Source organism: Microbacterium sp. bgisy203, from assembly GCF_965345155.1.
GTDB lineage: Bacteria > Actinomycetota > Actinomycetes > Actinomycetales > Microbacteriaceae > Microbacterium.
This window is the reverse complement of record NZ_CBDRLZ010000004.1, coordinates 104,426-125,901: the sequence shown is the minus strand read 5'-3', so window position 1 is coordinate 125,901 and position 21,476 is coordinate 104,426. Positions and strand designations below refer to the sequence as shown.

Genomic DNA, 21,476 nt, shown 5'->3' with positions numbered 1-21,476 from the left:
GGGCACCGATGACGCTCACCGCGCCGCGGCGCACACCCCTGCCCTGGTGGGTCGTGGTCGTCGCGGTCGTGGCGGTGGTCTTCGTCGTCGTGCCGATCGTCGCGCTCACGCTCCGGGTGGACTGGTCGCGGTTCGGTCAGCTCGTCACGAGCGAGTCGGCGCTCACCGCCCTCGGTCTGAGCCTGCGGACCGCGACGATCAGCACGATGCTGTGCATCGTCCTCGGGGTGCCGCTCGCGCTCGTGCTCGCGCGCCTGCGCGGACGCACGGCGACCGTCGTCCGCACCGTCGTCCTGCTGCCGCTCGTGCTGCCGCCCGTGATCGGCGGCATCGCCCTCCTCGCCGCGTTCGGCCGCCGCGGACTGCTCGGCGCGCACCTCGAAGCGCTCGGGGTGCAGATCGCGTTCACGACGACGGCCGTGGTGATGGCGCAGACCTTCGTCTCGCTCCCGTTCCTCGTCGTCGCGGTCGAGGGCGCGCTCCGCGGCGGCCGCCCCGACTACGAGTCGGTCGCGGCGACCCTCGGCGCCGCCCCCGGGACGGTGCTCCGCCGCGTCACGCTTCCGCTCGCCGTACCGGCGCTCGTCTCCGGGACGATCCTCGCCTTCGCCCGGTCGCTCGGCGAGTTCGGCGCGACGCTCGCCTTCGCGGGGAGCCTCGAAGGCACCACCCGGACGCTGCCGCTGGAGATCTACCTGCAGCGCGAGACCGATCCGGATGCCGCGGTCGCGCTCGCCTTCGTCCTCGTCGCCGTCGCGGTCGCGACGATGGCGGTCACCGGCGCCGCGCGCGTCGCGGGAGGCGAACGGTGAGCGGCATGAACGCGGTGAGGGCGGTGAGCGGGCGATGAGCATCCACGCGCACGTCGTCGTCGACGCGCGGGGCGTCGACGTGCGCCTCGACGTACCCGACGGGCAGACGGTCGCTCTCCTCGGCCCGAACGGCAGCGGCAAGTCCACGGTGCTCGGGGCGATCGCCGGCATCCTCTCCCCCGATCGGGGTCGCATTGTCGTGAGCGGGCGCACGCTGTTCGACGTCGGGGCCCGCGCCGAAGGCGCCGTCGGCCGCACCCGTACCGACGTCCCCGCGCACCGCCGCGGCGTCGCCCTCCTCGCGCAGGACCCGCTGCTGTTCCCCCATCTGACCGCGCGGGAGAACGTCGCCTTCGCGCCGCGCAGCCGCGGCGACGGGCGCGCGGCGGCGCGCACCATCGCCGACGCGCGTCTCGGGGACGTCGGCGCGGCGGCTCTCGCCGACACGCTCCCGCACCGGCTGTCCGGCGGGCAGGCGCGTCGCGTCGCCGTCGCTCGCGCCCTCGCCGCCGACCCGGTCGCGCTCCTCCTCGACGAACCCCTCGTCGCGCTCGACGTCGCGGGACGCGACGAGGTGCGCCGCGTCCTCGCATCCGCCCTCGCCGCCGTTCCCGGCATCGTCGTGACGCACGACCCGCTCGACGCGCTGCTGCTCGCCGACCGCGCCGTCGTCCTCGACGCGGGCCGCATCGTCGAGGACGCCGCGACGGCGGACCTTCTCGCGCACCCCCGCACGGCGTTCTCGGCGCGGCTGGCGGGGGTCGCGCTCGTCGCCGGCGTCGTGCAGGCCCCCGGTCTCGTCGACGCGACCGGGCTCCGCATCCCGGGCGATCCCGGCCCGCTCGCGGAGGGGACGCCGGCGTTCGCGGCGGTGCCTCCGGATGCCGTGACGGTCCGCGCCGACACCCTGCCCGCCCGAATCGACGATGCGGAAGGCGCCCCCCGCGTCACGCACCTCGACGTGGTCGCGGGGCGGCTGCGCGTGACGGCCGGGGGCCTCGTCGGAACAGCCGCCGACGGCGCAGACGCCCGCGCCTTCGCTCCCGGAAGCCCCGTGCTCCTCGACGTCGACCCGCGCCTCGTCCGCCTCTACGCCCGCGAGCCCGACGTATCCTGAGGCGATGACGGTGCTGCTCGGACTCCCCCGGCGGCGTATCTCGACGTCCGGCGCCGCCGCGGATCTCGCCGCCGATCTCGCCGGGCGCCCGGCGCACCCGGGACTCGTCGACCGGTTCGGCCGCGTCGCGACCGACCTCCGCGTCTCGCTCACCGACCGCTGCAACCTCCGCTGCACGTACTGCATGCCCGCAGACGGCATCGATCCCATGCCGTCGGGCGACGTCCTGACGGATGCCGAAGTCGTGCGCCTCGTCGGCATCGCCGTCACGCGGCTCGGGGTCAGCGCCGTCCGCTTCACGGGCGGGGAGCCGCTGCTGCGCGCCGGGCTCGCCGACATCGTCGCGGGCGCGGCGGCGCTCCACGACCCGAGCGGCGCGCGCGCCGACCTCGCACTCACGACCAACGCGATCGGCCTCGCCGAGCGCGCCGCCACGCTCGCCGCGGCGGGCCTTCACCGCGTCAACGTGTCGCTCGACAGCCTCGACCCCGAGGTGTACGCCGCAGTGACGCGGCGGCCGCTGCTCCGGCGCGCGCTCGACGGCATCCATGCCGCCCGCGATGCGGGGCTCGCCGTGAAGGTGAACGCGGTCCTCGTTCCCGGGGTCAACGAGCACGAGGCCGCCGACCTCGTCTCCTGGGCGCTGGATGCCGGCGTCGAGCTGCGCTTCATCGAGCAGATGCCGCTCGGCGGTGACCGGGCCTGGACCCGCGGCCACGTCGTCACAGCCGCCCGCACGCGTGCGCTCGTCGCGGAGCGCTTCGACCTCGAGCCGCACCCCGCGCCGCGCGAGGGAGCGCCCGCCGAGCGGATCGACGTCCGCGAGCGCGACGGTCACCGCTCGGGGACCATCGGGATCATCGCGTCGGTGACCGAGCCGTTCTGCGGCGACTGCCGCCGCACCCGCCTGACTGCCGACGGCGCGATCCGCGACTGCCTGTTCGCGCACGACGAGACACCTCTGCGCGACCTCCTGCGCGCCGGGGCGACCGACGACGAGCTCGCCGACCGCTGGCGCGCCGCGATGTGGCGCAAGCGCGCCGGACACGGCATCGACGACCCCGGCTTCGCCCAGCCCGCCCGCCCGATGAGCGCCATCGGCGGCTGACGAGAGAGCACAGGATGCCTGCCACCACCACCGTCCCCGTGACCGTGCGCTACTTCGCCGCCGCGAAGGCCGCCCTCGGCGCGGCCGAAGAGCGCGTCGACGCCGCCGACGTCGTCGACCTCGCGGCGCTGATCGCGCGCGCCCCGGCATCCGCCCGCCCCGTCCTCGAGCGCTGCTCGTTCCTCGTCGACGGCGTCACGACGACCGATCTCACGACGCCACTCCGCCCCGGCATCCTCGTCGACGTCCTCCCGCCCTTCGCCGGCGGATAGTGGGGTGTGGGGTCGCGGTCGCGCGGCAACATGCGGCACGCGCGCTCGCGGGCCGCACGAGCGGGGGCGGGAGCGGGAGCGGGAGCGATGCGGACAGTGGGCGCCACTTTCCTGTCCGGGCGCCACAGTTTTCTGGCGCCCGGACAGCAATCTAGCGCCCGACGCGAACCCCCTGCAGAAACATGGCGCCCGACGCGCACCCCCGGCAGGAACGTGGCGCCCGACGCGAACCCCCGGCAGAAACATGGCGCTCGACGCGAACCCCCTGCAGGAACGTGGCGCCCGAACCGCAACCCGCCGCCCGAGAAGCCCGGCCCACCCGAACAGCGAACGGATGCCGGCACTCGCGTCACGCGGGGCGCAACGCCACCTCGCGCCAGGTCGTGTCGAGCGCATCGAAGACGAGCACCCGCCCGAGGAGCACGTCGCCCGCGCCGACGATGAGTTTGAGCGTCTCGCCCGCCATGACGCCGCCGATCGCGGCGCACAGGGGTCCCGTGACACCGTCGACGACGCACCGCCGATTCGTGTCGGCGAGCGGGTCGGGGTGCAGGTCGCGAAGCGTGACGCCACCGCCGGGCGCGTCGGCCCAGAACACCGACACCATGCCGTCCGTGCCCACGGCCGTTCCCCACACATAGGGGATGCCGGCGGCCATCGCCGCGTCGTGCAGCACCAGCCGGGCGGCCGCGTCGTCGGTCGTATCCATCACGAGATGGATGCCTTCGAGATGGATGCCACCGAGAGAGCCCCCGATCCGCTCCGTCACGGCGACCGCATCGCCGAACGGGTTCAGGCGTCGCGCCTCGGCGGCCGCCGACTCGGCCTTCGGGGTGCCGGGAGCGGCGCCGGCGTGGATGAGCTGCCGTGGCAGGTTGCTCTCTTCGACGGTGTCGTCGTCGACGATCACGAGCGTCCCGACCCCCGCCGCGGCGAGGTAGGAGATCACGGGAGACCCGAGGCCCCCGGCCCCCGCCACGAGCACACGCGCGTTCTTCAGCCGACGCTGCCCGACGACGCCGATGTGGGGCAGCGCGATCTGACGCGCGAAGCGTGCCGATTCGGCGGGGGTGAGGGCGTCGGCGGGTTCGACGAGCGGGGTACGAGGCATCCGTCCATTGTGCGCCGCCCCGATGCCGCCCCAGCCCGCCGCCCGAACACCACCCCGGCCCGCCGCCCACGAACCGCCCCAGCCCGCCGCCCACGAACCACCCAGCCCCGCGCCGCCGTAACGCCTCGGAAACAGTGCGCCCCGTCCGCGAAACGTCGGAGTCCTAGTGTCGATCCGATCTGGGGTGCCACAGCATGCCGTCGACCCGAACGACGGCATGGCGCCCCGGTCACCCGCACCGGCCGGTGTCACCGACCCCTGCGACCACCCACAGCACCACGTCGTTCACCAGGAGGCATCCATGTCATCGTCCCCGTCCCGCCGCGTGCGCCGCCTCGGCGCCACGCTCGCCGCCGTCGCGGTCACCGCCCTCGCGCTCACGGCCTGCGCCGGTTCGAGCTCGCCCTCCTCCTCGGGTGGGAGCGGCGACGCCTCCGCCGACTACGGCGACATCAGCGTGCAGTACTCCTGGATCAAGAACGAGGAGTTCGCGGGCGAGTACTACGCCTACGAAGAGGGCTACTACACGGATGCGGGCTTCGGCACCGTCACCGGCATCGCCGGCCCCGACACGGGTGTCGCGAAGCTGCTCTCGGGCACCGTCCAGGTCGCCCTCACCGACGCGGCCTCCGTGGGAGCGGCCGTCGCCGAGCAGGATGCCCCGCTCAAGATCATCGCGACGACGTTCCAGAAGAACCCGTTCACGATCCTCTCCCTCAAGGACGGCGGCAACATCGCGACCCCCGACGACCTCAAGGGCAAGAAGATCGGCGTGCAGGACTCGAACGCCTCGGTGTTCGCCGCGCTGCTGAACGCCAACGGCATCGACGCGAGCGAGGTCACGATCGTTCCGGTCGACTTCGACCCGACCCCGCTCATCAACGGCGAGGTCGACGGCTTCATGGCCTACCTCACCAACGAGGCCATCACGGTCGAGATGGAGGGCTACGAAACCACCAACCTCGCCTACGCCGAGAACGGCCTCCCCTACGTCGCCGAGTCGTTCGCCGTCACCGACCAGTACCTCGCCGAGAACAAGGACCTCCTGAAGGCGTTCCTCACGGCCGAGATCAAGGGCTGGACGAAGACCTTCACCGAGTCGATCGACGACACCGTCGCCCTCGTCACCACCTACTACAACGAGTCGGCGGCCGCCGGCGACCTCACCTTCGGCGACCTCGACCCCGACAAGACCGCGGCCGGCATCGAGGCGCAGGCGAAGCTCATCTCCACCGAGGAGACCGAGGAGAACGGCCTGTTCACGATCTCCGACGACCTGAAGACGCAGACGCTCGCCTCGCTCAAGGCGTCGGGCTGGGAGCTCGAGGCCGACGACCTCTTCGACACGACGATCATCGACGAGATCTACGCCGAGAACCCCGACCTCAAGAAGTACCTGCCCTGATCGGGAACCCCTCGATCCGGAAACCACCACTCGGGAACCCATGTCGAATCTGACGAACGTGGATGCCGGTGCCCGCACCGGCACCGGCATCCACATCACCGGCCTCTCCAAGACCTTCGCCCTGCGCGGAGGCGGCTCGCTCACGGCGCTGCAGGACACCGACCTGCACACCGAGAAGGGCTCCTTCCTGGCCTTGCTCGGCCCCTCGGGCTGCGGCAAGTCGACGATCCTCCGCATCCTCGCCTCGCTCGAGAAGCCGACGAGCGGCGTCGCCCTCGTCGACGGCGAGACCCCCGACCAGCTCCGGGCGAAGAGCGAGCTGGGCATCGCCTTCCAGGACCACGCGCTCCTCCCCTGGCGGAGCGTCCGCAAGAACATCGAGCTGCCGTTCGAGGTCGCCGGCAAGAAGGTCGACTCGGCCTACGTCGACGAGCTCATCGGCCTCGTGGGCCTCACCGACTTCGCGAACGCGAAGCCCGCGCAGCTGTCCGGCGGCATGCGCCAGCGCGCCTCGATCGCCCGCGCCCTGGTCCTCCGCCCCTCCGTCCTCCTCCTCGACGAACCGTTCGGCGCCCTCGACGACATGACGCGCCAGAACCTCAACCTCGAGCTCCTGCGCATCTGGACCGAGAAGCCCGCGACGACGCTTCTCGTCACCCACGGCATCAGCGAGGCGATCTTCCTCGCCGACCGCGTCGCCGTGATGTCGCCGCGCCCCGGCCGCGTCAAGGAGATCATCGAGATCGACCTGCCGCGCCCGCGCACGCCCGAGATCATGCGCACCCCCGAGTTCCACGCCTACGTCGACCAGGCATCCGAGCTGCTGTTCGGGTCGGACGGACGCGCCGAAGCGGAGGCGTGATGACCCGTACCCGCATGCCCGGCTGGGTCGCCGCGATCCTCGGCGGCGTCGCCCTCATCCTCGTCTGGTGGATCTTCGCCCTGACGGTGTTCACCCCCGCCGAGGGCACCACCTTCACGCCCGTGCCGACGCCCGCGGCGGTGTTCGACTGGCTGTTCGTGAAGGGCAACATCGCGGGAACGTGGAGCGTGTTCGGCCCCACCCTCGCGGCGGCCGGCCTCGGGTACCTGTGGGGGAACGGCATCGCCCTCCTGCTCGCGACGATCGTGCTGCTGTTCCCGAAGACCGAGACGGTCATCACACAAGTCGCGGTCGTCACCTACTGCCTGCCGATCGTCGCGATCGGCGGCATCTCGATCGTCGTCCTGGGCGGCGCCAAGAATCCGGGCGACCCGTCGGCGACCGCGATCTTCCTCGCCGCGCTGGTCTGCGTCTTCACGACCGTCGTCGGCGCTCTCCTCGGGTTCCGCGCGGCGGACAAGGCCGCCCTCGACGTCGTGCACGTCTACGGCGGCGGCCGATGGATGCAACTGCGGAAGGTGCGCATCATCGCCGCCCTCCCCTCGATCCTCAACGCGCTGCAGATCGCGGTGCCCACGGCCTTCCTCGGCGCCGTGCTCGGCGAGTACCTCGGAGCGATCACGGCGGGCGTCGGTCCGACCCTCATCCGCCTGCAGGGCCAGCTGGACTCCGCCGGCGTCTGGTCGGTGTTCCTCCTGTGCGCGGTGTTCGCGCTCGCCGCCTACGGCCTCATGGGCCTGCTCATCCGACTCGTCACCCCCTGGGTGGCCGGCGAGACCGGAAAGGCCGCCTGATGTCCCGCACACGCACCGCCACCCTCGACAACGCGTCGGCCGGCGCCTCGGCCACCGCGAAGCTCGCCGTGAGCGCCGACCCCGCCGCGCTCGCCCAGTTGCGCGCCGACCGGCGACGGGCGATCGCCCGCTCCCTCGGCAGGTCGCTGCTGAACGCGCTCCTCACCTTCGTCGTGCTGATCGTGCTGTGGCAGGCGGTCGTGAGCCTCACCGGCATCTCGCCGTACGTCGCCAAGGGCCCGCTCGACGTCTGGAGCTTCCTCGTGACCGACGAGGATGCCGCGAAGCACCGCGACCAGCTGTTCCCGCTTCTCGGCCAGACCCTCAGCGACTCCCTCATCGGCTTCGTCGTCGGCATGATCGTCGCGATCGTCCTCGCGATCGCGTTCAGCCTGTCCAAGGGGGTGGAGGCGGGCGTCATGCCGCTGGTGCTGCTGCTACGCACCATCCCGCTCGTCTCGATCGCGCCCGTCATCATCCTCATCACGGGGCGCGGCACGCCGGCATCCGTCGCCGTGATCGGAACGATCGTCGTCCTCTTCCCCGCCCTCGCGAACGTGCTGTTCGGGCTCAGCCGCGCGAGCAGGCAGAGCCTCGACGTGGTGCATGTCTACGGCGGCAGCCGGTTCACGGCGCTCCGGAAGGTGAACCTCCCCGGCGCGCTCCCCTCGATCTTCGCGGCCATGCGCGTCTCGGTGCCCGCGGCGGTCACCGGTGCGCTGCTCGCCGAGTGGCTCTCGACGGGAACGGGCATCGGCGGGTCGATCCTGAAGTTCAACGCCCAGGCGCAGTTCGCGCAGCTGTGGGCGTCGATCGCGCTCATCACGATCATCACGCTGCTGCTCTACAACCTCGTGCAGATCCTCGAGAACATCGTCCTCGCCCGTATGGGCATGGCGACCTCCACCGCCTGACGGGCTGCGGGTCGGGTCGGGTCGGGTCGCGGCGGACGGGTTCAGTGCGGGTGGCCGCGCAGCGGCACGACCGCCTCGGGCAGCTCGTGGACCTTCGCCGACGCCTCGGCGGCGAGCGGGTTGGTCGAAGAGCCCCCGGCATCCACCAGCTTGCCGCCGACATAGACCGCGACGAGGTTCCGCGGGCTCATCGCGAGGACGTACGAGCGCACCGGATGCCAGAGAGGCCCGGCGTCGGGCCGGCGCGGGTCGACGAGGACGAAGTCGGCGAACTTGCCGACCTCGAGCGACCCGACGCGGTCGGCGACGCCCATGATCTCCGCCGACCCGAGGGTGTGCAGGCGCAGCATCTGCTCGGGCATCATCGACAGCGGGTCCTTCGTGCGCGCGCGCTGCGCGTAGATGCCGATCCGCATGTTCTGCCACGGGTCCGACAGGTCGGTGCAGGCCTGGTCGTCGAGGCCGACGCCGACCTTCATCCCCATCGCGAGCATCTCGGGAACGAGCGCCGTCCCCGATGCCAGACGCCCGTTGGATGCCGGCTGCCACGACATCGAAGCCCCGCCGGCGACCGACTGCGCGATGATCTCGGGCGTCGTCTGGATGAAGTGGCCGAACGTGAGCCCGAGTTCGAGCGCCCCGGCGTCCCGGTACAGCGCGAACTTCGACTGCTGGTGCGGCACCGCCTCGGGCGATTCGAGGAAGTGCGCCTGGTTCGTCACACCGTACCGGCGCATCGCCTCGACTTCGAACTCCGCTGCCTCCGGATGCGGCGACCACTGCACCTGCCCCATGATCGACGAGCCGAGTGCGAAGTCGGGGTCGAACGTGCGCGTATAGGCGACCTCGGCGGCGAACCGGTCGAACACCTCGTCCGGGGTGCCGGCGGTGACGTCCATGCCGCTCGCATCGACGAAGCGGATGCCGGAGTCGCGCGTGCCGTCGGCTTGACGGTAGTGGTACTCGAGGCCCCGGAGCACCGCGTCGCCGACGCGCTTGCCGTCGACCATCGACTCCCACGCCTGCAGCGGGTCGGTGAAGTTGTAGGCGGTCGTCACACCGTTCGAGAGGAAGTCGAGCGAGCCGTGGAGGGTCGACCAGTACATCTGCTCGGGCGTCATGACACGGGTCGTGCCGAGCATCGAGTCGCACCAGCCGTAGAGGGTGTCGGCGACGCCGAGACCGCGCAGTCCGCTCGTGAACAGGTGCGAGTGGCTCGAGACGAAACCGGGTGCGACGAAGCGGCCCGCGGCATCCAGCGTCTCGTCCGCCGTCGTGCCCGCGGGAGGTTGCCCGGCGCCGATGCCCGCGATGCGTCCGTCGTCGCCGACGAGCATCCAGCCCTCCTCGAGGTAGCCGGGGTCGTCGGTGCCGGCGGGCACCGTGATGAGGCGTGCGTGTGTGACGAGGAGGGACATGCTCCGACGCTATCCGGGGCATGTTTCGGCGCCGTCACGGGACGGAAACACCCGGGTACGACCCGGAAACACGCGGCGCTTAGCGTCGGAACAGGAGGTTCACATGGCGTACTCGCTCACCGTCTTCTGCGGCTCGTCCCCCGGGTTCGACCCGATCTACATCGACGCCGCCGCCCATCTCGGGTCGCGGATCGCGGCGCGGGGCATGTCGCTCGTCTACGGCGGCGGTCACGTCGGGCTTATGGGCACGGTGGCCGATGCCGCGGTGCGCGGCGGGGCGCAGGTGACGGGGGTCATCCCCCGTGCGCTGCAGGCGCGCGAAGCGGTCAACGAGAACGTGACCGAGCTGATCCTCGTCGACTCGATGCACGAGCGGAAGACGATCATGGCCGACCGCGGCGACGGGTTCCTCGCGCTTCCGGGCGGGCCGGGCACCCTCGAAGAGCTCACCGAGCAGTGGACGTGGGCGCAGCTGGCGATCCACGCGAAGCCGGTCGCGATCCTCAACGTCGACGGCTACTTCGACCCGTTCCTCGCGTTCGCCGCGAACATGCGCGACCGGGGCTTCACGCACCCGCGCTTCATCGACATGCTCATCGTCGGGTCCGACGTCGACGAGGTCCTCGATCGGCTCGAGGCGTATACGCCGCCGCCGCGCTCAGACTCGTCGCCGGGCGCCGAGATGACGGGCGCGATCGGCATCCCGCTGCGCCCGTGACCGCGCCGATCTGACCGTTCCCGCCGACGCTCCCGGGCTGGCCTTCCCGGCTGGGCCTTCCGGCCTGGCGCGCCGGCGCGGCGCGCGGCCGGCGCGCGTTCACAACTCCGGAGAATCGGCTTCGCACCGGTCCCCGAGGGCCTTCCCGGCCCCGTTCCACTGCGAATCTCCGGAGTTGTGAACGCGGGGCGCGCCTCAGGCGCTCAGCCCACGCCGCGGCAGCGCCCCGCCCCGCCCGACCCGCCCGGGTCAGGCGACCGGCTGCTGCAGGTCGACGATCCAGCGCCCGCCGTCCTGCGGGGTCTCGTGGTACACCTCGCGGCAGGTGCCGACCGGCCGCAGGCCACGGCGTTCGACCTCCGAGACGAGGCTCTGCCAGGCGGCCTGAATGCCGGCGAGATCGTCGGCCTCCAGCCGCAGCGTGAGCGCCTGCGGCACGGCATCCAGCACCGCCGCATCGAGCCCGTCGGGCACGGCGGACGGCGCGACCTGCTCGGCCGCGGCGGCGATCATCTGGTCGCCGTCGACCGTGTAGTGCGCTACACCCGGGGAGGGGAGGGCGACGCCCGCCTCCATAAGGGCGCCGACGACGCGGTCGAACATCGGGCCGATCTCCTGCTCGATCTCGGCCATATCGCCGACGCGCGCCGACAGCTGGGCGAGCTCGAGCCGGGGAAGCTTGGTGGCCGTGAACTCGGTGGAGGTCTCGGTGGTGGTCATGGGATCATTCCTTTCGATCGTCCGAAGGCGCGCCTCGACGTGCCGCATGCGGCGCACGTCGGCGTCGATCTGCTCGCGAAGCTCGGCGCGCCGCCCCCGCAGGAGCCCGGCGATCCGCGGCGACGAGGCATCCTCGTCGAGCATCTCGCCGACCTCTTCGAGGCGGAAGCCGAGATCCTTGAGCGCCACGAGCCGATTCGCGCGATCGAGCTGCGCCGTCGAGTAGTAGCGGTACCCGCTGTACTCGTCGACGCGCTCGGGCACGAGCAGGCCGAGCCCGTCGTAGTGCCGCAGCATGCGCTGCGAGACTCCGACGAGGCGGGCGAACTCTCCGATACTCAACATGGTGATCCCACTCGACAGCTTGACACCGTGTCAGGGTCAAGAGCGAGTGCGGAATCGCTCAGGCGCGGGGCTCGTGCCCGAGGAGCAGCACGGATTCGGCGAGGGCGCGGATGCCGTGCGCCACGTCGCCGGCCGCGACCGCCTCGTCGGGGTGGTGGCTGATGCCGTCAGGGTTCCGGAGGAAGAGCATGCCGACGTCGGCGATCGCCCCGAGCGCCATGCCGTCGTGGCCGGCGCGGCTGAAGATCACCGGCGGCGCCTCGCGCGGATTCGGTGCGAACCCGGCGATGCCCGCCGCGACGACGTCCTGCAGGAGCGGCGCGCAGAAGACGGCGGGTGCGCTGTGGACCTCGCGTGCGGTCCAGCGAAGGCCTCGGCGCCCCATGATCGCGTCGAGCTCGCGCGTCACGGCATCCCACACCCGGTCGCGCTCGCCGTCGAACTCACCGCGCAGGTCGAGGGAGAACTGCACCTCGCCCGGGATGACGTTGACGGCGCCCGGGAACGCCTCGAACTGCCCGACGGTGCCGATGATGTGGTGCTCAGCGGAGCAGATCCGCTCGACGGCGAGCGCCGCCTCGCTCGCCCCGAGCAGGGCATCGCGGCGCATGTCGTAGGGGGTGCCGCCGGCATGCCGCGCCTCGCCCTCGACGACGAGCTGGAATCGGCGCGCCGAGGCGATCGACGACACGACGGCGAGCGGCTGGCCGGAGCGGTCGAGCTCGGGACCCTGCTCGATGTGCGCCTCGAGATAGGCGACGACCTCGTCGGGGCGCTTCGCGGCCTCGCCGATGCGCCCGGGATCGAGTCCGAACTCGAGGAACGCGCGGTGGAGCGTCACCCCGTCAGCGTCGGTGAGCTGCCACCACGCGTCGTCCCACGACCCGGCGACGGCCGACGAGCCGAGCAGCGCCTTTCCGAAGCGGGTGCCCTCCTCGTCGGAGAACGCGACGACCTCGATCGCGAACGGCAGCGGCACCGCCCACGCCTGGCCGTCGGGTGCCGCGCCGTCGCCGACCGGCACGCGCAGCAGGCGCACGACCTCGAGGGCCATGAGGACCCCGACGATGCCGTCGTAGCGGCCCGCGTCGAGGACGGTGTCGAGGTGCGAGCCGAGGACGAGGGCGGGGCGGCGGTCGCTGTGCGACGGCAGTCGATCGGCGGCGGGGGCGGATGCCGGCTCGATGCGGCCGAACTGGTTGCCCGCGGCATCCTGCCACGTGCGCATGCCGAGTTCGCGCATCCACTCCGCGGCGAGCCGGTTGACGCGCGCGTGCTCGGGCGAGAGGTAGACGCGCTCGATCTCACCGGGCGTCGCGGTCACGCGGGCGAGTTCGTCGCAGCGCGCCATGACGCGCCGCGCGGCGGCGGCGATCTGGTCGCGCGTGGCGCCCAGCAGACTCACACGGCCCCCGAGTCGGATGCCGCGTACACCCCGGCCGCGGCCTCGACGCCGCCCGAGACCGGCACCGACGCCCCGAACCGGCGGAGCACCGCCTCGAGCGCGGCGAGGGTTGTGAGCACGGCGTCCTTCCGGGCGTTGTAGCCCATCGTGCCGATCCGCCAGACGCGGCCGTGCAGCGGGCCGAACGACGTGCCGATCTCGACGCCGAAGTCCTCCAGCAGCGCGCCGCGCGCCGCATCGCCCGGCACGCCCTCGGGGATCTCGACCGCGACGACATTCGACATCTTGTGGGCGACGTCGCCGAACACCTCCAGCCCGAGGCCGCGGACCCCCTCGAGCATCGCCCGCCCGGCCAGGTCGTGCCGCGCGATGACCGCGTCACGACCCTCGAGCAGCAGCACGCGCGCGCACTCGCGCGCGGCGTAGAGCATCGAGGTCGCCTCGGTGTGGTGGTTGAGGCGGCGCGGGCCCCAGTAGTCGAGGATCATGCCGACGTCGAAGTAGTTCGAGCGGACGAAATCCGGCGACGAGGCATCGCCCGGCTCGCGGATGCCGGCTTCGATCTTCTTGCGCGCCGAGATGACCTCCACGGCCCGTTCGGACAGCGTGATCGGCGCGGAGCCGCTCGGTCCGCCGAGGCATTTCTGGAGCCCGGCGGTCGCGGCATCCAGCCCCCACCCGTCCGCCTCGAACGCGTTGCCGCCGAGAGAGGCGGTCGCGTCGGAGTAGAAGAGCACGCCGTGGCGCGCGCAGATCTCTCCGATGTCCTCGAGCGGCTGCAGCATGGTCGTCGAGGTGTCGCCCTGCACGAGCGCGAGGAGCGTCGGCCGGACGCGCACGATCGCCTCTTCGATGACGGATGCCGGGAACACCTGCCCCCAGTCGGTCTCGATCGTGTGGACCTCGGCCATCGCCCGCTCGGCGATCTCGGCGAGGAGGTGTCCGAAACGCCCGAAGATCGGCACCAGCACCCGGTCGCCGGGTCGGACGAGCGAGACGATCGCGGCCTCGATGCCCGCGCGAGAGGTGCCGTCGATGAGGAGGGTCGCGTCGTTGCGGGTGTTCCAGACGCCGCGGTAGAGCTCCTGCGTCTCGGCCATCGCGTGCGTCATGAACGGGTCGTATTGGCCGACGAGCGGGGCCGACATCGCCCGCAGCACGCTCGGGTACGCGCCGATGGGACCGGGGCCCATCAGGAGGCGCGCGGGCGGGTCGATCGGGCCGGGGATCGGGGTGACGGTCATGCGGCATCCGTTTCGGTCGTGAGGGAGGCGGGCGGCGCCAGCGCCGCGACGAGGTCGCGCAGGCGCAGCGCCGCACGGACGAGGGCGATGTCGGTGCCGGCACGCGAGACGAGGCCGACGCCGACGGGAGCGTGCTCGGGTGTGCCGCCCGACGCGGTGTCGGCGGTGCGCACGAGAAGGAGCGGCGCCGAGAGCGCGGGGAGCCCCGCGACCGCGGCGGGCGTCGTCATGCGGAGGGTCGCCTGACGCACCGCGTCGACGTCTTCGCCCCGAGCCGTCCGGAGTGGCGCGGGGCCGGGGACGACGGGGAGGATCAGGAGGCGGTCGCGGACGAGGTCGTGCATCCGGTCGCGGAGCGGTGCGAGGGCGGCGCGGGCCGCGCGCTCCTGGTCGGCCGTGATCTCGGCGCCGGCGCGGAAGCGCGCGGCGACGGCGGGTCCGGTCGCACCCGGGTGCGCGCGCAGCCACGCGCCGTTGTTCCGCCAGGCCTCCGCACCCTGGACGATGCGGAACGGCTCGTAGTACCCGTCGAGGTCGCCGATCGAGACGGTCTCGACCGGGGCCCCGGATGCCTCGAGCCGCGCGACGAGGGCGTCGAACGCGTCGCGCGTCGCGGGCTGCGCGGCATCCCGCACCTCTTCCGGTACGAGGAACGACCAGGGCAGGTCGCCGCCCGAGGCGCCCAGGACCGACTCCGTGGATTGCGACCCGTCGTAGCTGAGGCACCACTCGGCGACGTCGTGCAGCACCTCGCCGTCGCGGGTGATCCAGCCCACGGTGTCGAAGCTCTGCGCGAGCGGGAGGAGGCCCTGCCGGGGCACGAGGTCGTGCGTCGTGCGCAGGCCCCAGAGCCCCTGGTACGACGCCGGCACCCGGACCGACCCGGCGGTGTCGGTGGCGAGACCCACGTCGGCCTGACCGGTCGCGACCGCGGATGCCGGTCCGCTCGACGACCCGCCGGGGAGCGCGCCGGCGCGCGCGCCGTTGGGCGGCGTGCCGTAGTGGGCGTTGTCGCCGGCGATCGAGTAGGCGAACTCGTCTGTGCGGGCGATGCCGCGCAGCGACGCACCGCCGCGGAGGAGGTCGGTGACGGCGGGCGCCGTCGTCGTCTCGGCGCGTGCGGAGTCGAGGAAGGCCGGGTTGCCGGCGCCGATGCGGTAGCCCTTGATGGCGAAGAGGTCTTTGACGGCGACGGTGAGTCCGCGCAGCGGCCCCTCCCAGGCGCCCTGGAAGAGCGGGTCGCCGACCGTGCGCCACACCGATCGGTCGAGCGCCTGCGCACGCGGGGTGACGTGGGCGGCGGTGATGAGCCAGGTGCCGCCCCGCCGCTCCCACACCTGGGTCTGCAGGCCGGTGCCGCCGTCGCGGTAGCGCGAGACCGAGACGAGCAGCGCGACACCGTCCGCGAGCGGGCGGTACTCGACGCGTTCGATCTCGCGCGGCGGCACGCCGCCCCGCACCCCGCGGAACCGGCTGATCGCGTCATGGCCGACGAGGAGGCCCGCGCCGTCGCCCCGGAGCGTTCCGGGGCCGGGCGCGAACGCGGCATCCAACGCCTCGAGATCGTTCGCGACGATCGCGCGTTCGTATGCCTCGAACGCCTCCCGCAGGTCGGGCGGGAGCTCGCGCGGGATCTCGGCGGACGTCATGAGCGGCCCGTGACTCCGGCGAAGTCGGCCTCGCGGATGCGCGCGTGGACGCCGCAGACGATGTCGACGACCTGCGAGATGTCGAAGTTCGTCGCCGCGGAGAGATAGGCGTAGGCGAGGTGCTCTTCCATGCCGTAGCGGGCATGAAGGAGATCGAGGGAGGCGCGGACGGCCTTTCGCATCGCCTCGTCGAGGTCGGGGTCGAGGCCCGTCGGCACGAGGTACTCGTCGGTGCGGACGAGGGGGCCGGCGAGGTCGCCGAACTCCGCGAGAGCCTCGCTCCGCGGCACGACCTCGAACCGGAGCGTCGCCCGCAGGGATGCCTCGAGGGCCGTCAGGGCGACCTCGCCGTCGCCCTGGGCGAAGTGCGGGTCGCCGACGTAGGCGAGGGCACCGGCCACCTGCACCGGCAGGTACAGCACCGTCCCTTCGACGAGGAGGTTGATGTCGATGTTGCCGCCGTGCGGCCCCGGCGGCACGGAGTGGGGGCGTTCGCCGCCCGCGACGGCGACGCCCATCGTCCCGAGGAACGGCGCGAGGGGGAAGCGCACGACGCGCTCGCCCCCGTCGGTGAGCGGCAGGGCCCCGGCGCCCTCGTCGACGGGGGTGAAGACGCTGACGTTCTGCGGGCCACGCGGGAGCACGCCGGGGAGGGCGCCCTTGCCGTGCCGGTTGCTGATGACGCCGTACGGCACGCGCGGCGCGAGCTTCTCGACCGTGATCTTCAGCAGGTCGCCGGGCTCGGCCGACTCGACGAACACCGGCCCGGTGATGACGTGCGGACCGTCGAGGGTCGCGTCGCGCGGGACGGTGCGGGCGACCTCGACCGCGTCGGTGAGAACGTCCTCGGCGGCGACGCCATGGCCGGTGAAGAAGGCGAGCGGGTCCTGGCCCTGATCGGGGAGGATGCCTTCGTGGCTGATCGTGTCGAAGGTCACGGTCTGGCCCGGCGCGATGCGGAGCACCGCGGCATCCGTCTCGCACGGCAGCCGGCCCCACAGCACCGTCTCCGGCGTCGCCGGGAGGTAGTGGTCGCCGGGGATCTCTCCGAGGCCCGGTTGTAGGATGCCCGGTTGCAGGATGCCCGGTTGCAGGGTGTCGCTCATGCCGTACCTCTCTGAAGGAGCCGCCCGGCCGGTGGGCGGCGGAACCACGGCGCGTCGCCCGCGCCGCCTTCGCTCGCGTCGAAGACACTCTGCCCGCGCAGCCACGTGCGTCGCACCTTGCCGGTGAGGAGCTTGCCGTCGTACGCCGAGATCCGGTTGCGGTGCTGCAGCGCGCGCGCGTCGATCGGGAGCGCGTCGTCGAGGCCGAAGACCGCGAGGTGGGCGGGTGCCCCGACCTCGATGCGGCCCCTATGGGCGAGAGCGGCCTGCTCGAGCCCGGCCTGCTCGAGCCCCGAGACCCGCGCCGGCCCTGTCGTGAAGAGGGGCACGAGCGCCTCGAACGGGATGCCGCGGGCGCGCGCCTCGGTCCAGACGGCGGAGAGTCCGACCTGAAGGCCCGCGATGCCGCCCCACGCAAGGCCGAAATCGCCCGCGCCGGCGCGCTTCATGTCGATGGTGGAGGGTGAGTGGTCGCTGACGATCGCGTCAATCGTCCCGTCGACGACGCCCTGCCAGAGGCGGTCCTGGTTCGCGGCCTCGCGGATGGGCGGGCAGCACTTGAACTCGCTCGCGCCGTCGGGGATCTCCTCGGCGCGGATCGTCAGGTAATGCGGGCAGGTCTCGACCGTGAGGTCGACGCCGTCGGCCTTCGCCGCGGCGATGCGGGGCAGGGATGCCGCGTCGCTCAGGTGCAGGATGTGCGCCCGTCCACCGGTGCGGCGGGCGGCGGCGATGACGGCGTCGATCGCCGACTCCTCGCTTTCGGGCGGGCGCGAGGCGAGGAAGGCGGCGTAGTCGCGGCCGAGTGAGCCGTCGGGGCGTGCCTCGCCGTGTCGGTGGGCGCGTTCGTCGCCGCGCAGGAGCGCGGGGTCTTCGGCGTGGACGATGAGGCGCGAGCCGAGAGCGGCGACCTCGTCCATCGCGGCGTTCAGCTGGTCGCGGTCGAGGTGACCGAACTCGTCGACGCCGCTGGGCGCGAGGAAGCACTTGAACCCGAAGACGCCGGCCTCGTGCACCGGGCCGAGCGCACCGAGGTTCTCGGGCACCGCGCCGCCCCAGAACCCGACGTCGACGTGCGCCTTGCGCCCGGCGGCGGCGCGCTTGATCTCCAGCGCCTCGACGGTCGTGGTGGGCGGGATGGAGTTCAGGGGCATGTCGACGAGCGTCGTGATGCCGCCCGCCGCGGCGGCGAGGGTCGCCGACCGGAACCCCTCCCATTCGGTGCGTCCCGGCTCGTTGACGTGGACGTGCGAGTCGACGAGGCCGGGGAGGAGCACGGCATCCTCCGGCACCTGCACGGCGCCGCGCGGCGCGCCGACGGGAGCGTCGATCGCGGCGACCAGGCCGTCCGCGATCGTCAGCTGCGCGGGCTGGAAGCGCCCATCGACCCACGCGCGCTCGGCGCGGATGGTCCAGCGGTTCGTGGGCACATGTCTCCTTGGTCGTGGTGCCGTCGCCGCCGGTCGCCGGGGATCTTCGGACCTCCGGTTCTCGCGGCGCGCGGCACCGCTGTAAAGCTATAGCTTGACGATTTCGGCGGTGTAACGCCGACGTGAATGCGCCGCCCCCGCCCGCTACTCTGACCGCATGCGCGTGAGTGAATTCGACGAGGCGGATGCCGACGTCGCCACCGACCTCGTGGCCGTGTGGGCCGCGATCCCGCACTGGGTCGAGGCCGTCGTCGCGGGCCGTCCCTACGGCTCGGTCGACGCGGTGGCCGCGCGTGCCGATGCGCTCGCGCGCGACTGGTCGCACGCCGACCTCGACGCGGCGCTCGCCCACCATCCGCGTATCGGCGAGAAGCCGCGCGGGTCGGGCGACGAGGCCGCCGCCTCGCGCGGCGAACAGGCGGCGGTGGCCCGGGCATCCGACGATGTCACCGCGGCCATCGCGGCGGCGAACGCGGACTACGAGGAGCGGTTCGGGCGGGTCTTCCTCATCCGCGCCGCCGGGCGCTCGCCCGAGGAGATCCTCGCCGAGGCGCGACGCCGACTCGGGAACGATGCCGACACCGAGGCCGACGAGGCCCTCGATCAACTGCGCCAGATCGCCCTGCTGCGTCTGCGCTCGAGCCTGGAGGACGCCCCCGCGATGACACCCAGCACGACGACATCCACGTCCGGCACGACCCCTCATGTCACGACCCACATCCTCGACGCGACGGCCGGCATCCCCGCGGCGGGCGTCGCGATCGTGCTGGCGGATGCCGAGGGAACCGAGGTCGCGCGGGGCACGACCGACGCCGACGGGCGCCTGGGCCTCGGCCCCGCGGCGCTCGCGCCCGGCGAGTACGCCCTCACCTTCGCGACCGGGGCGTACTTCGCGGGCCGAGAGGTCGCGACGTTCTACCCCTCGGTCACGATCCGATTCACGGTCGCCGACGCACCGCACTACCACGTGCCCCTGCTGCTCAGCCCGTTCGGCTACTCCACCTACCGCGGAAGCTGAGCCGGCCCGGCGCACCCCACCCCGGTAAGCCCCGACTTAACACTCCGGCACCCGTCGGGAAACACGGCGGTGACATCGCGCTCCTAGCGTGTGGGCATGAAGATCATCGTCATCGGCGCGGGGATCGGCGGCACGAGCGCCGGCATCGCCCTGAAGCGCCTCGGACACGAGGTCGTGATCTACGACCAGATGCGCGAGAACAAGCCGGTCGGTGCGGCACTGTCGCTGTGGTCGAACGGTGTCAAGGTGCTCAACTGGCTCGGACTCGGCGCCGAGGTCGCCGCTCTCGGCGGAGATATGGCCGACATGGTCTACGCCGACGGGATCACGGGTGAGACCCTCTGCGACTTCTCGCTCGCCCCCGTCACGGCGCAGACGGGCCAGAAGCCGTACCCCGTCGCGCGCGCCGACCTGCAGGCCCTCCTCATGGAGGTTTTCGGCAGGGACGACATCCACCTCGGCACGAAGATGGTCGCGCTCTCCGACGACGGCGCGCACGTCACCGCGACTTTCGCCGACGGCTCCACCGACACCGCCGACATGCTCATCGGCGCCGACGGCGCACGCTCGATCACGCGCGCGTTCGTCCAGCCCGACGGCGCCCCCGAGATCGTCCGCGAGTACTCGGGCTACACGAACTTCAACGGGCTCATCCCGGTCGACACCGCCATCGGGCGGCCGGATGCCTGGACCACCTACGTCGCGGGCGGCAAGCGCGCCGCCGTCATGCCCGTCGCCGGCGACCGCTTCTACTTCTGGTTCGACGTGCCGCAACCGGCAGGGCTCCCCTACGACCGCGCCGAGGGCAAGGCCCCGCTGGAGGCGGCGTTCGCCGGCTGGGCGCCCGGCGTCGAGGCGCTCATCGGAGCGATCGACCCCGCGGCATCCCTCAACCGCGTCGAGATCTGGGACATCACCCCCTTCCACACGTGGGCGAAGGGGCGGGTCGCGATCCTCGGCGACGCAGCCCACAACACCGCGCCCGACATCGGGCAGGGCGCGTGCTCGGCCCTCGAAGACGCGTTCGCGCTCGGCATCGCCGTCGCCACGAACACCGTGAGCGTCGAAGACACCCTGCGTCGCTACGAGAAGATCCGCACCGAGCGGGCGGGCGAGCTGGTGCTCCGCGCGCGCAAGCGCGGTGAGGAGACCCACGCGTACGATCAGGCCGCGACGGATGCCTGGTACGCGAGCCTGCGCGGAGCGGACGGCGCGGGGATCATCCGCGGCATCGTCGGCAACATCGAGGGAAGCCCCGTGAACCTCGGCGCCGGCATCCTCTGAGCGTCACCGCATCCTCTGAGCGTCACCGTATCTTCTGAGCGCCACCGTCGCCGCCTCCCGACAGACGCCCACCGGAGCGCTCAGTCCTCGCTGAGCTCGCGCACGGTCAGCCAGATCGCGACCGCCGGGGCATCCGTCGCGTTCACCACGCGGTGCGGCCGCGTGGCCCAGAACGCGAGCGATCCGCCGGGACCGAGCTCGATCGTGCCGTCGGTGAACTCGAACTGCAGGGTGCCCGACACGACACGCCCGGTCTCGTAGCCGGCGTGCACGAGCATCGCGCCGTCGATGCTCGACGAGGCGCCGGGCGGATACGTCGACTCGAACAGATCGATGCCGTCGAGCGCGACCGGGGTGAGCCGGCGGTACGTCACACCCTGACCCAGCACGGTCGATTCGTCCCCCTCGAGCGAGGAGACGTGCACGCCCGGCAGCGGCTCGCTCGCGGCGGCGGAGAGCGTGCGCGGCTGGAAGAACTCGGCGTCGCCGAAGATCGCCGCGACGGGTGCGCCGATCTCCCCGACGAGCTCGATGAGGCGGTTCACGGACGGCTGCATCACGCCGGTCTCGATCTGCGACAGCGCGCTCGACGAGATGCCGACCGCCTCGGCGACCGACGCGAGCGACCGCCCCGACGCGAGGCGCGCCCGACGCAGCCGGCCGCCGATCGTCGTCGCTTCCTTCTCGTTCACGCGCCCTCCCCGAACCGAGTCTAGGCGGGCC

The 21,476-nt window shown here is 72.5% G+C and carries 20 protein-coding genes and 1 pseudogene; 12 read left to right on the top strand and 9 right to left on the bottom strand.

Features of this window, described 5'->3' with window-relative positions:
- The first annotated feature begins 8 nt into the window (after positions 1-8).
- From ACRVYW_RS08380 to ACRVYW_RS08365, 4 genes are read left to right on the top strand one after another with little or no spacing between them, the layout of a single operon-like run.
- Positions 9-812, top strand: coding sequence for an ABC transporter permease (locus ACRVYW_RS08380; RefSeq protein ID WP_431803558.1), 804 nt, complete (start codon positions 9-11; stop codon positions 810-812).
- Between the two features lie 34 nt (positions 813-846).
- Positions 847-1,929, top strand: a complete 1,083-nt coding sequence (locus ACRVYW_RS08375; RefSeq protein ID WP_431803556.1) for a sulfate/molybdate ABC transporter ATP-binding protein — start codon at positions 847-849, stop codon at positions 1,927-1,929.
- Positions 1,930-1,933: 4 nt separating this feature from the next.
- Entirely contained in the window at positions 1,934-3,037 is a 1,104-nt protein-coding gene (gene moaA / locus ACRVYW_RS08370) for a GTP 3',8-cyclase MoaA (RefSeq protein ID WP_431803554.1), read from the top strand.
- Positions 3,038-3,051: 14 nt separating this feature from the next.
- The gene (locus ACRVYW_RS08365; protein WP_431803552.1) at positions 3,052-3,309 is read left to right on the top strand and encodes a MoaD/ThiS family protein; all 258 of its coding nucleotides are present in this window, start codon (positions 3,052-3,054) and stop codon (positions 3,307-3,309) included.
- A gap of 349 nt (positions 3,310-3,658) precedes the next feature.
- Here ACRVYW_RS08365 and ACRVYW_RS08360 read toward each other — a convergent pair whose 3' ends face one another.
- Positions 3,659-4,420: a HesA/MoeB/ThiF family protein gene (locus ACRVYW_RS08360; protein WP_431803550.1), complete on the bottom strand. Its 762-nt coding sequence runs from the start codon at positions 4,418-4,420 to the stop codon at positions 3,659-3,661.
- Between the two features lie 301 nt (positions 4,421-4,721).
- Here ACRVYW_RS08360 and ACRVYW_RS08355 point away from each other — a divergent pair, with 301 nt between their 5' ends.
- From ACRVYW_RS08355 to ACRVYW_RS08340, 4 genes are read left to right on the top strand one after another with little or no spacing between them, the layout of a single operon-like run.
- Positions 4,722-5,825, top strand: coding sequence for an ABC transporter substrate-binding protein (locus ACRVYW_RS08355; RefSeq protein ID WP_431803548.1), 1,104 nt, complete (start codon positions 4,722-4,724; stop codon positions 5,823-5,825).
- A 40-nt stretch (positions 5,826-5,865) separates the two neighbouring features.
- Entirely contained in the window at positions 5,866-6,687 is an 822-nt protein-coding gene (locus tag ACRVYW_RS08350; RefSeq protein ID WP_431803546.1) for an ABC transporter ATP-binding protein, read from the top strand.
- Positions 6,687-7,502 carry an ABC transporter permease gene (locus ACRVYW_RS08345; RefSeq protein WP_431803544.1) on the top strand — a complete coding sequence of 272 codons (816 nt, stop codon included), beginning with the start codon at positions 6,687-6,689 and terminating at the stop codon, positions 7,500-7,502. Before ACRVYW_RS08350 ends, ACRVYW_RS08345 begins: the two co-directional genes overlap by 1 nt.
- A complete protein-coding gene (locus ACRVYW_RS08340; RefSeq protein ID WP_431803542.1) occupies positions 7,502-8,416 on the top strand; it encodes an ABC transporter permease in 915 nt (304 codons plus the stop codon). The genes ACRVYW_RS08345 and ACRVYW_RS08340 overlap by 1 nt, the downstream gene beginning before the upstream one ends.
- Before the next feature lie 41 nt (positions 8,417-8,457).
- Here the strand turns inward: ACRVYW_RS08340 and ACRVYW_RS08335 are convergent, their stop codons facing one another.
- A complete protein-coding gene (locus ACRVYW_RS08335) occupies positions 8,458-9,834 on the bottom strand; it encodes an amidohydrolase family protein (protein ID WP_431803540.1) in 1,377 nt (458 codons plus the stop codon).
- Between the two features lie 103 nt (positions 9,835-9,937).
- On the opposite strand from ACRVYW_RS08335, the gene ACRVYW_RS08330 reads away from it, so the two are divergent.
- Entirely contained in the window at positions 9,938-10,552 is a 615-nt protein-coding gene (locus tag ACRVYW_RS08330) for a TIGR00730 family Rossman fold protein (protein ID WP_431803538.1), read from the top strand.
- A 249-nt stretch (positions 10,553-10,801) separates the two neighbouring features.
- Here ACRVYW_RS08330 and ACRVYW_RS08325 read toward each other — a convergent pair whose 3' ends face one another.
- The 6 genes from ACRVYW_RS08325 to allB are packed head-to-tail and all read right to left on the bottom strand — an operon-like array spanning position 10,802 to position 18,451.
- Positions 10,802-11,617 carry a MerR family transcriptional regulator gene (locus ACRVYW_RS08325; RefSeq protein WP_431803536.1) on the bottom strand — a complete coding sequence of 272 codons (816 nt, stop codon included), beginning with the start codon at positions 11,615-11,617 and terminating at the stop codon, positions 10,802-10,804.
- Positions 11,618-11,675: 58 nt separating this feature from the next.
- Positions 11,676-12,968: a Zn-dependent hydrolase gene (locus tag ACRVYW_RS08320; protein WP_431803858.1), complete on the bottom strand. Its 1,293-nt coding sequence runs from the start codon at positions 12,966-12,968 to the stop codon at positions 11,676-11,678.
- A gap of 50 nt (positions 12,969-13,018) precedes the next feature.
- On the bottom strand, positions 13,019-14,266 hold the full coding sequence (locus tag ACRVYW_RS08315; protein ID WP_431803534.1) for a pyridoxal-phosphate-dependent aminotransferase family protein: 1,248 nt from the start codon (positions 14,264-14,266) through the stop codon (positions 13,019-13,021).
- Positions 14,263-15,915 carry an AtzH-like domain-containing protein gene (locus ACRVYW_RS08310; RefSeq protein ID WP_431803532.1) on the bottom strand — a complete coding sequence of 551 codons (1,653 nt, stop codon included), beginning with the start codon at positions 15,913-15,915 and terminating at the stop codon, positions 14,263-14,265. Before ACRVYW_RS08310 ends, ACRVYW_RS08315 begins: the two co-directional genes overlap by 4 nt.
- On the bottom strand, positions 15,912-17,021 hold the full coding sequence (locus ACRVYW_RS08305) for an acetamidase/formamidase family protein (RefSeq protein WP_431803530.1): 1,110 nt from the start codon (positions 17,019-17,021) through the stop codon (positions 15,912-15,914). Before ACRVYW_RS08305 ends, ACRVYW_RS08310 begins: the two co-directional genes overlap by 4 nt.
- Entirely contained in the window at positions 17,018-18,451 is a 1,434-nt protein-coding gene (gene allB / locus ACRVYW_RS08300; RefSeq protein ID WP_431803528.1) for an allantoinase AllB, read from the bottom strand. The genes ACRVYW_RS08305 and allB overlap by 4 nt, the downstream gene beginning before the upstream one ends.
- Before the next feature lie 157 nt (positions 18,452-18,608).
- On the opposite strand from allB, the pseudogene uraD reads away from it, so the two are divergent.
- From uraD to hpxO, 3 genes and pseudogenes are all read left to right on the top strand, one after another.
- A pseudogene (gene uraD, locus ACRVYW_RS08295) lies at positions 18,609-19,094 on the top strand (2-oxo-4-hydroxy-4-carboxy-5-ureidoimidazoline decarboxylase); the annotation flags it as partial.
- An 18-nt stretch (positions 19,095-19,112) separates the two neighbouring features.
- Positions 19,113-19,469 carry a hydroxyisourate hydrolase gene (gene uraH, locus ACRVYW_RS08290; RefSeq protein ID WP_431803856.1) on the top strand — a complete coding sequence of 119 codons (357 nt, stop codon included), beginning with the start codon at positions 19,113-19,115 and terminating at the stop codon, positions 19,467-19,469.
- 96 nt (positions 19,470-19,565) lie between these two features.
- Positions 19,566-20,753: an FAD-dependent urate hydroxylase HpxO gene (hpxO, locus tag ACRVYW_RS08285; RefSeq protein WP_431803526.1), complete on the top strand. Its 1,188-nt coding sequence runs from the start codon at positions 19,566-19,568 to the stop codon at positions 20,751-20,753.
- Positions 20,754-20,833: 80 nt separating this feature from the next.
- On the opposite strand, the gene ACRVYW_RS08280 is transcribed toward hpxO, so the two are convergent.
- Complete coding sequence (locus ACRVYW_RS08280; RefSeq protein ID WP_431803524.1) at positions 20,834-21,445, bottom strand: helix-turn-helix domain-containing protein; 612 nt, start codon at positions 21,443-21,445, stop codon at positions 20,834-20,836.
- Positions 21,446-21,476: the final 31 nt, after the last annotated feature.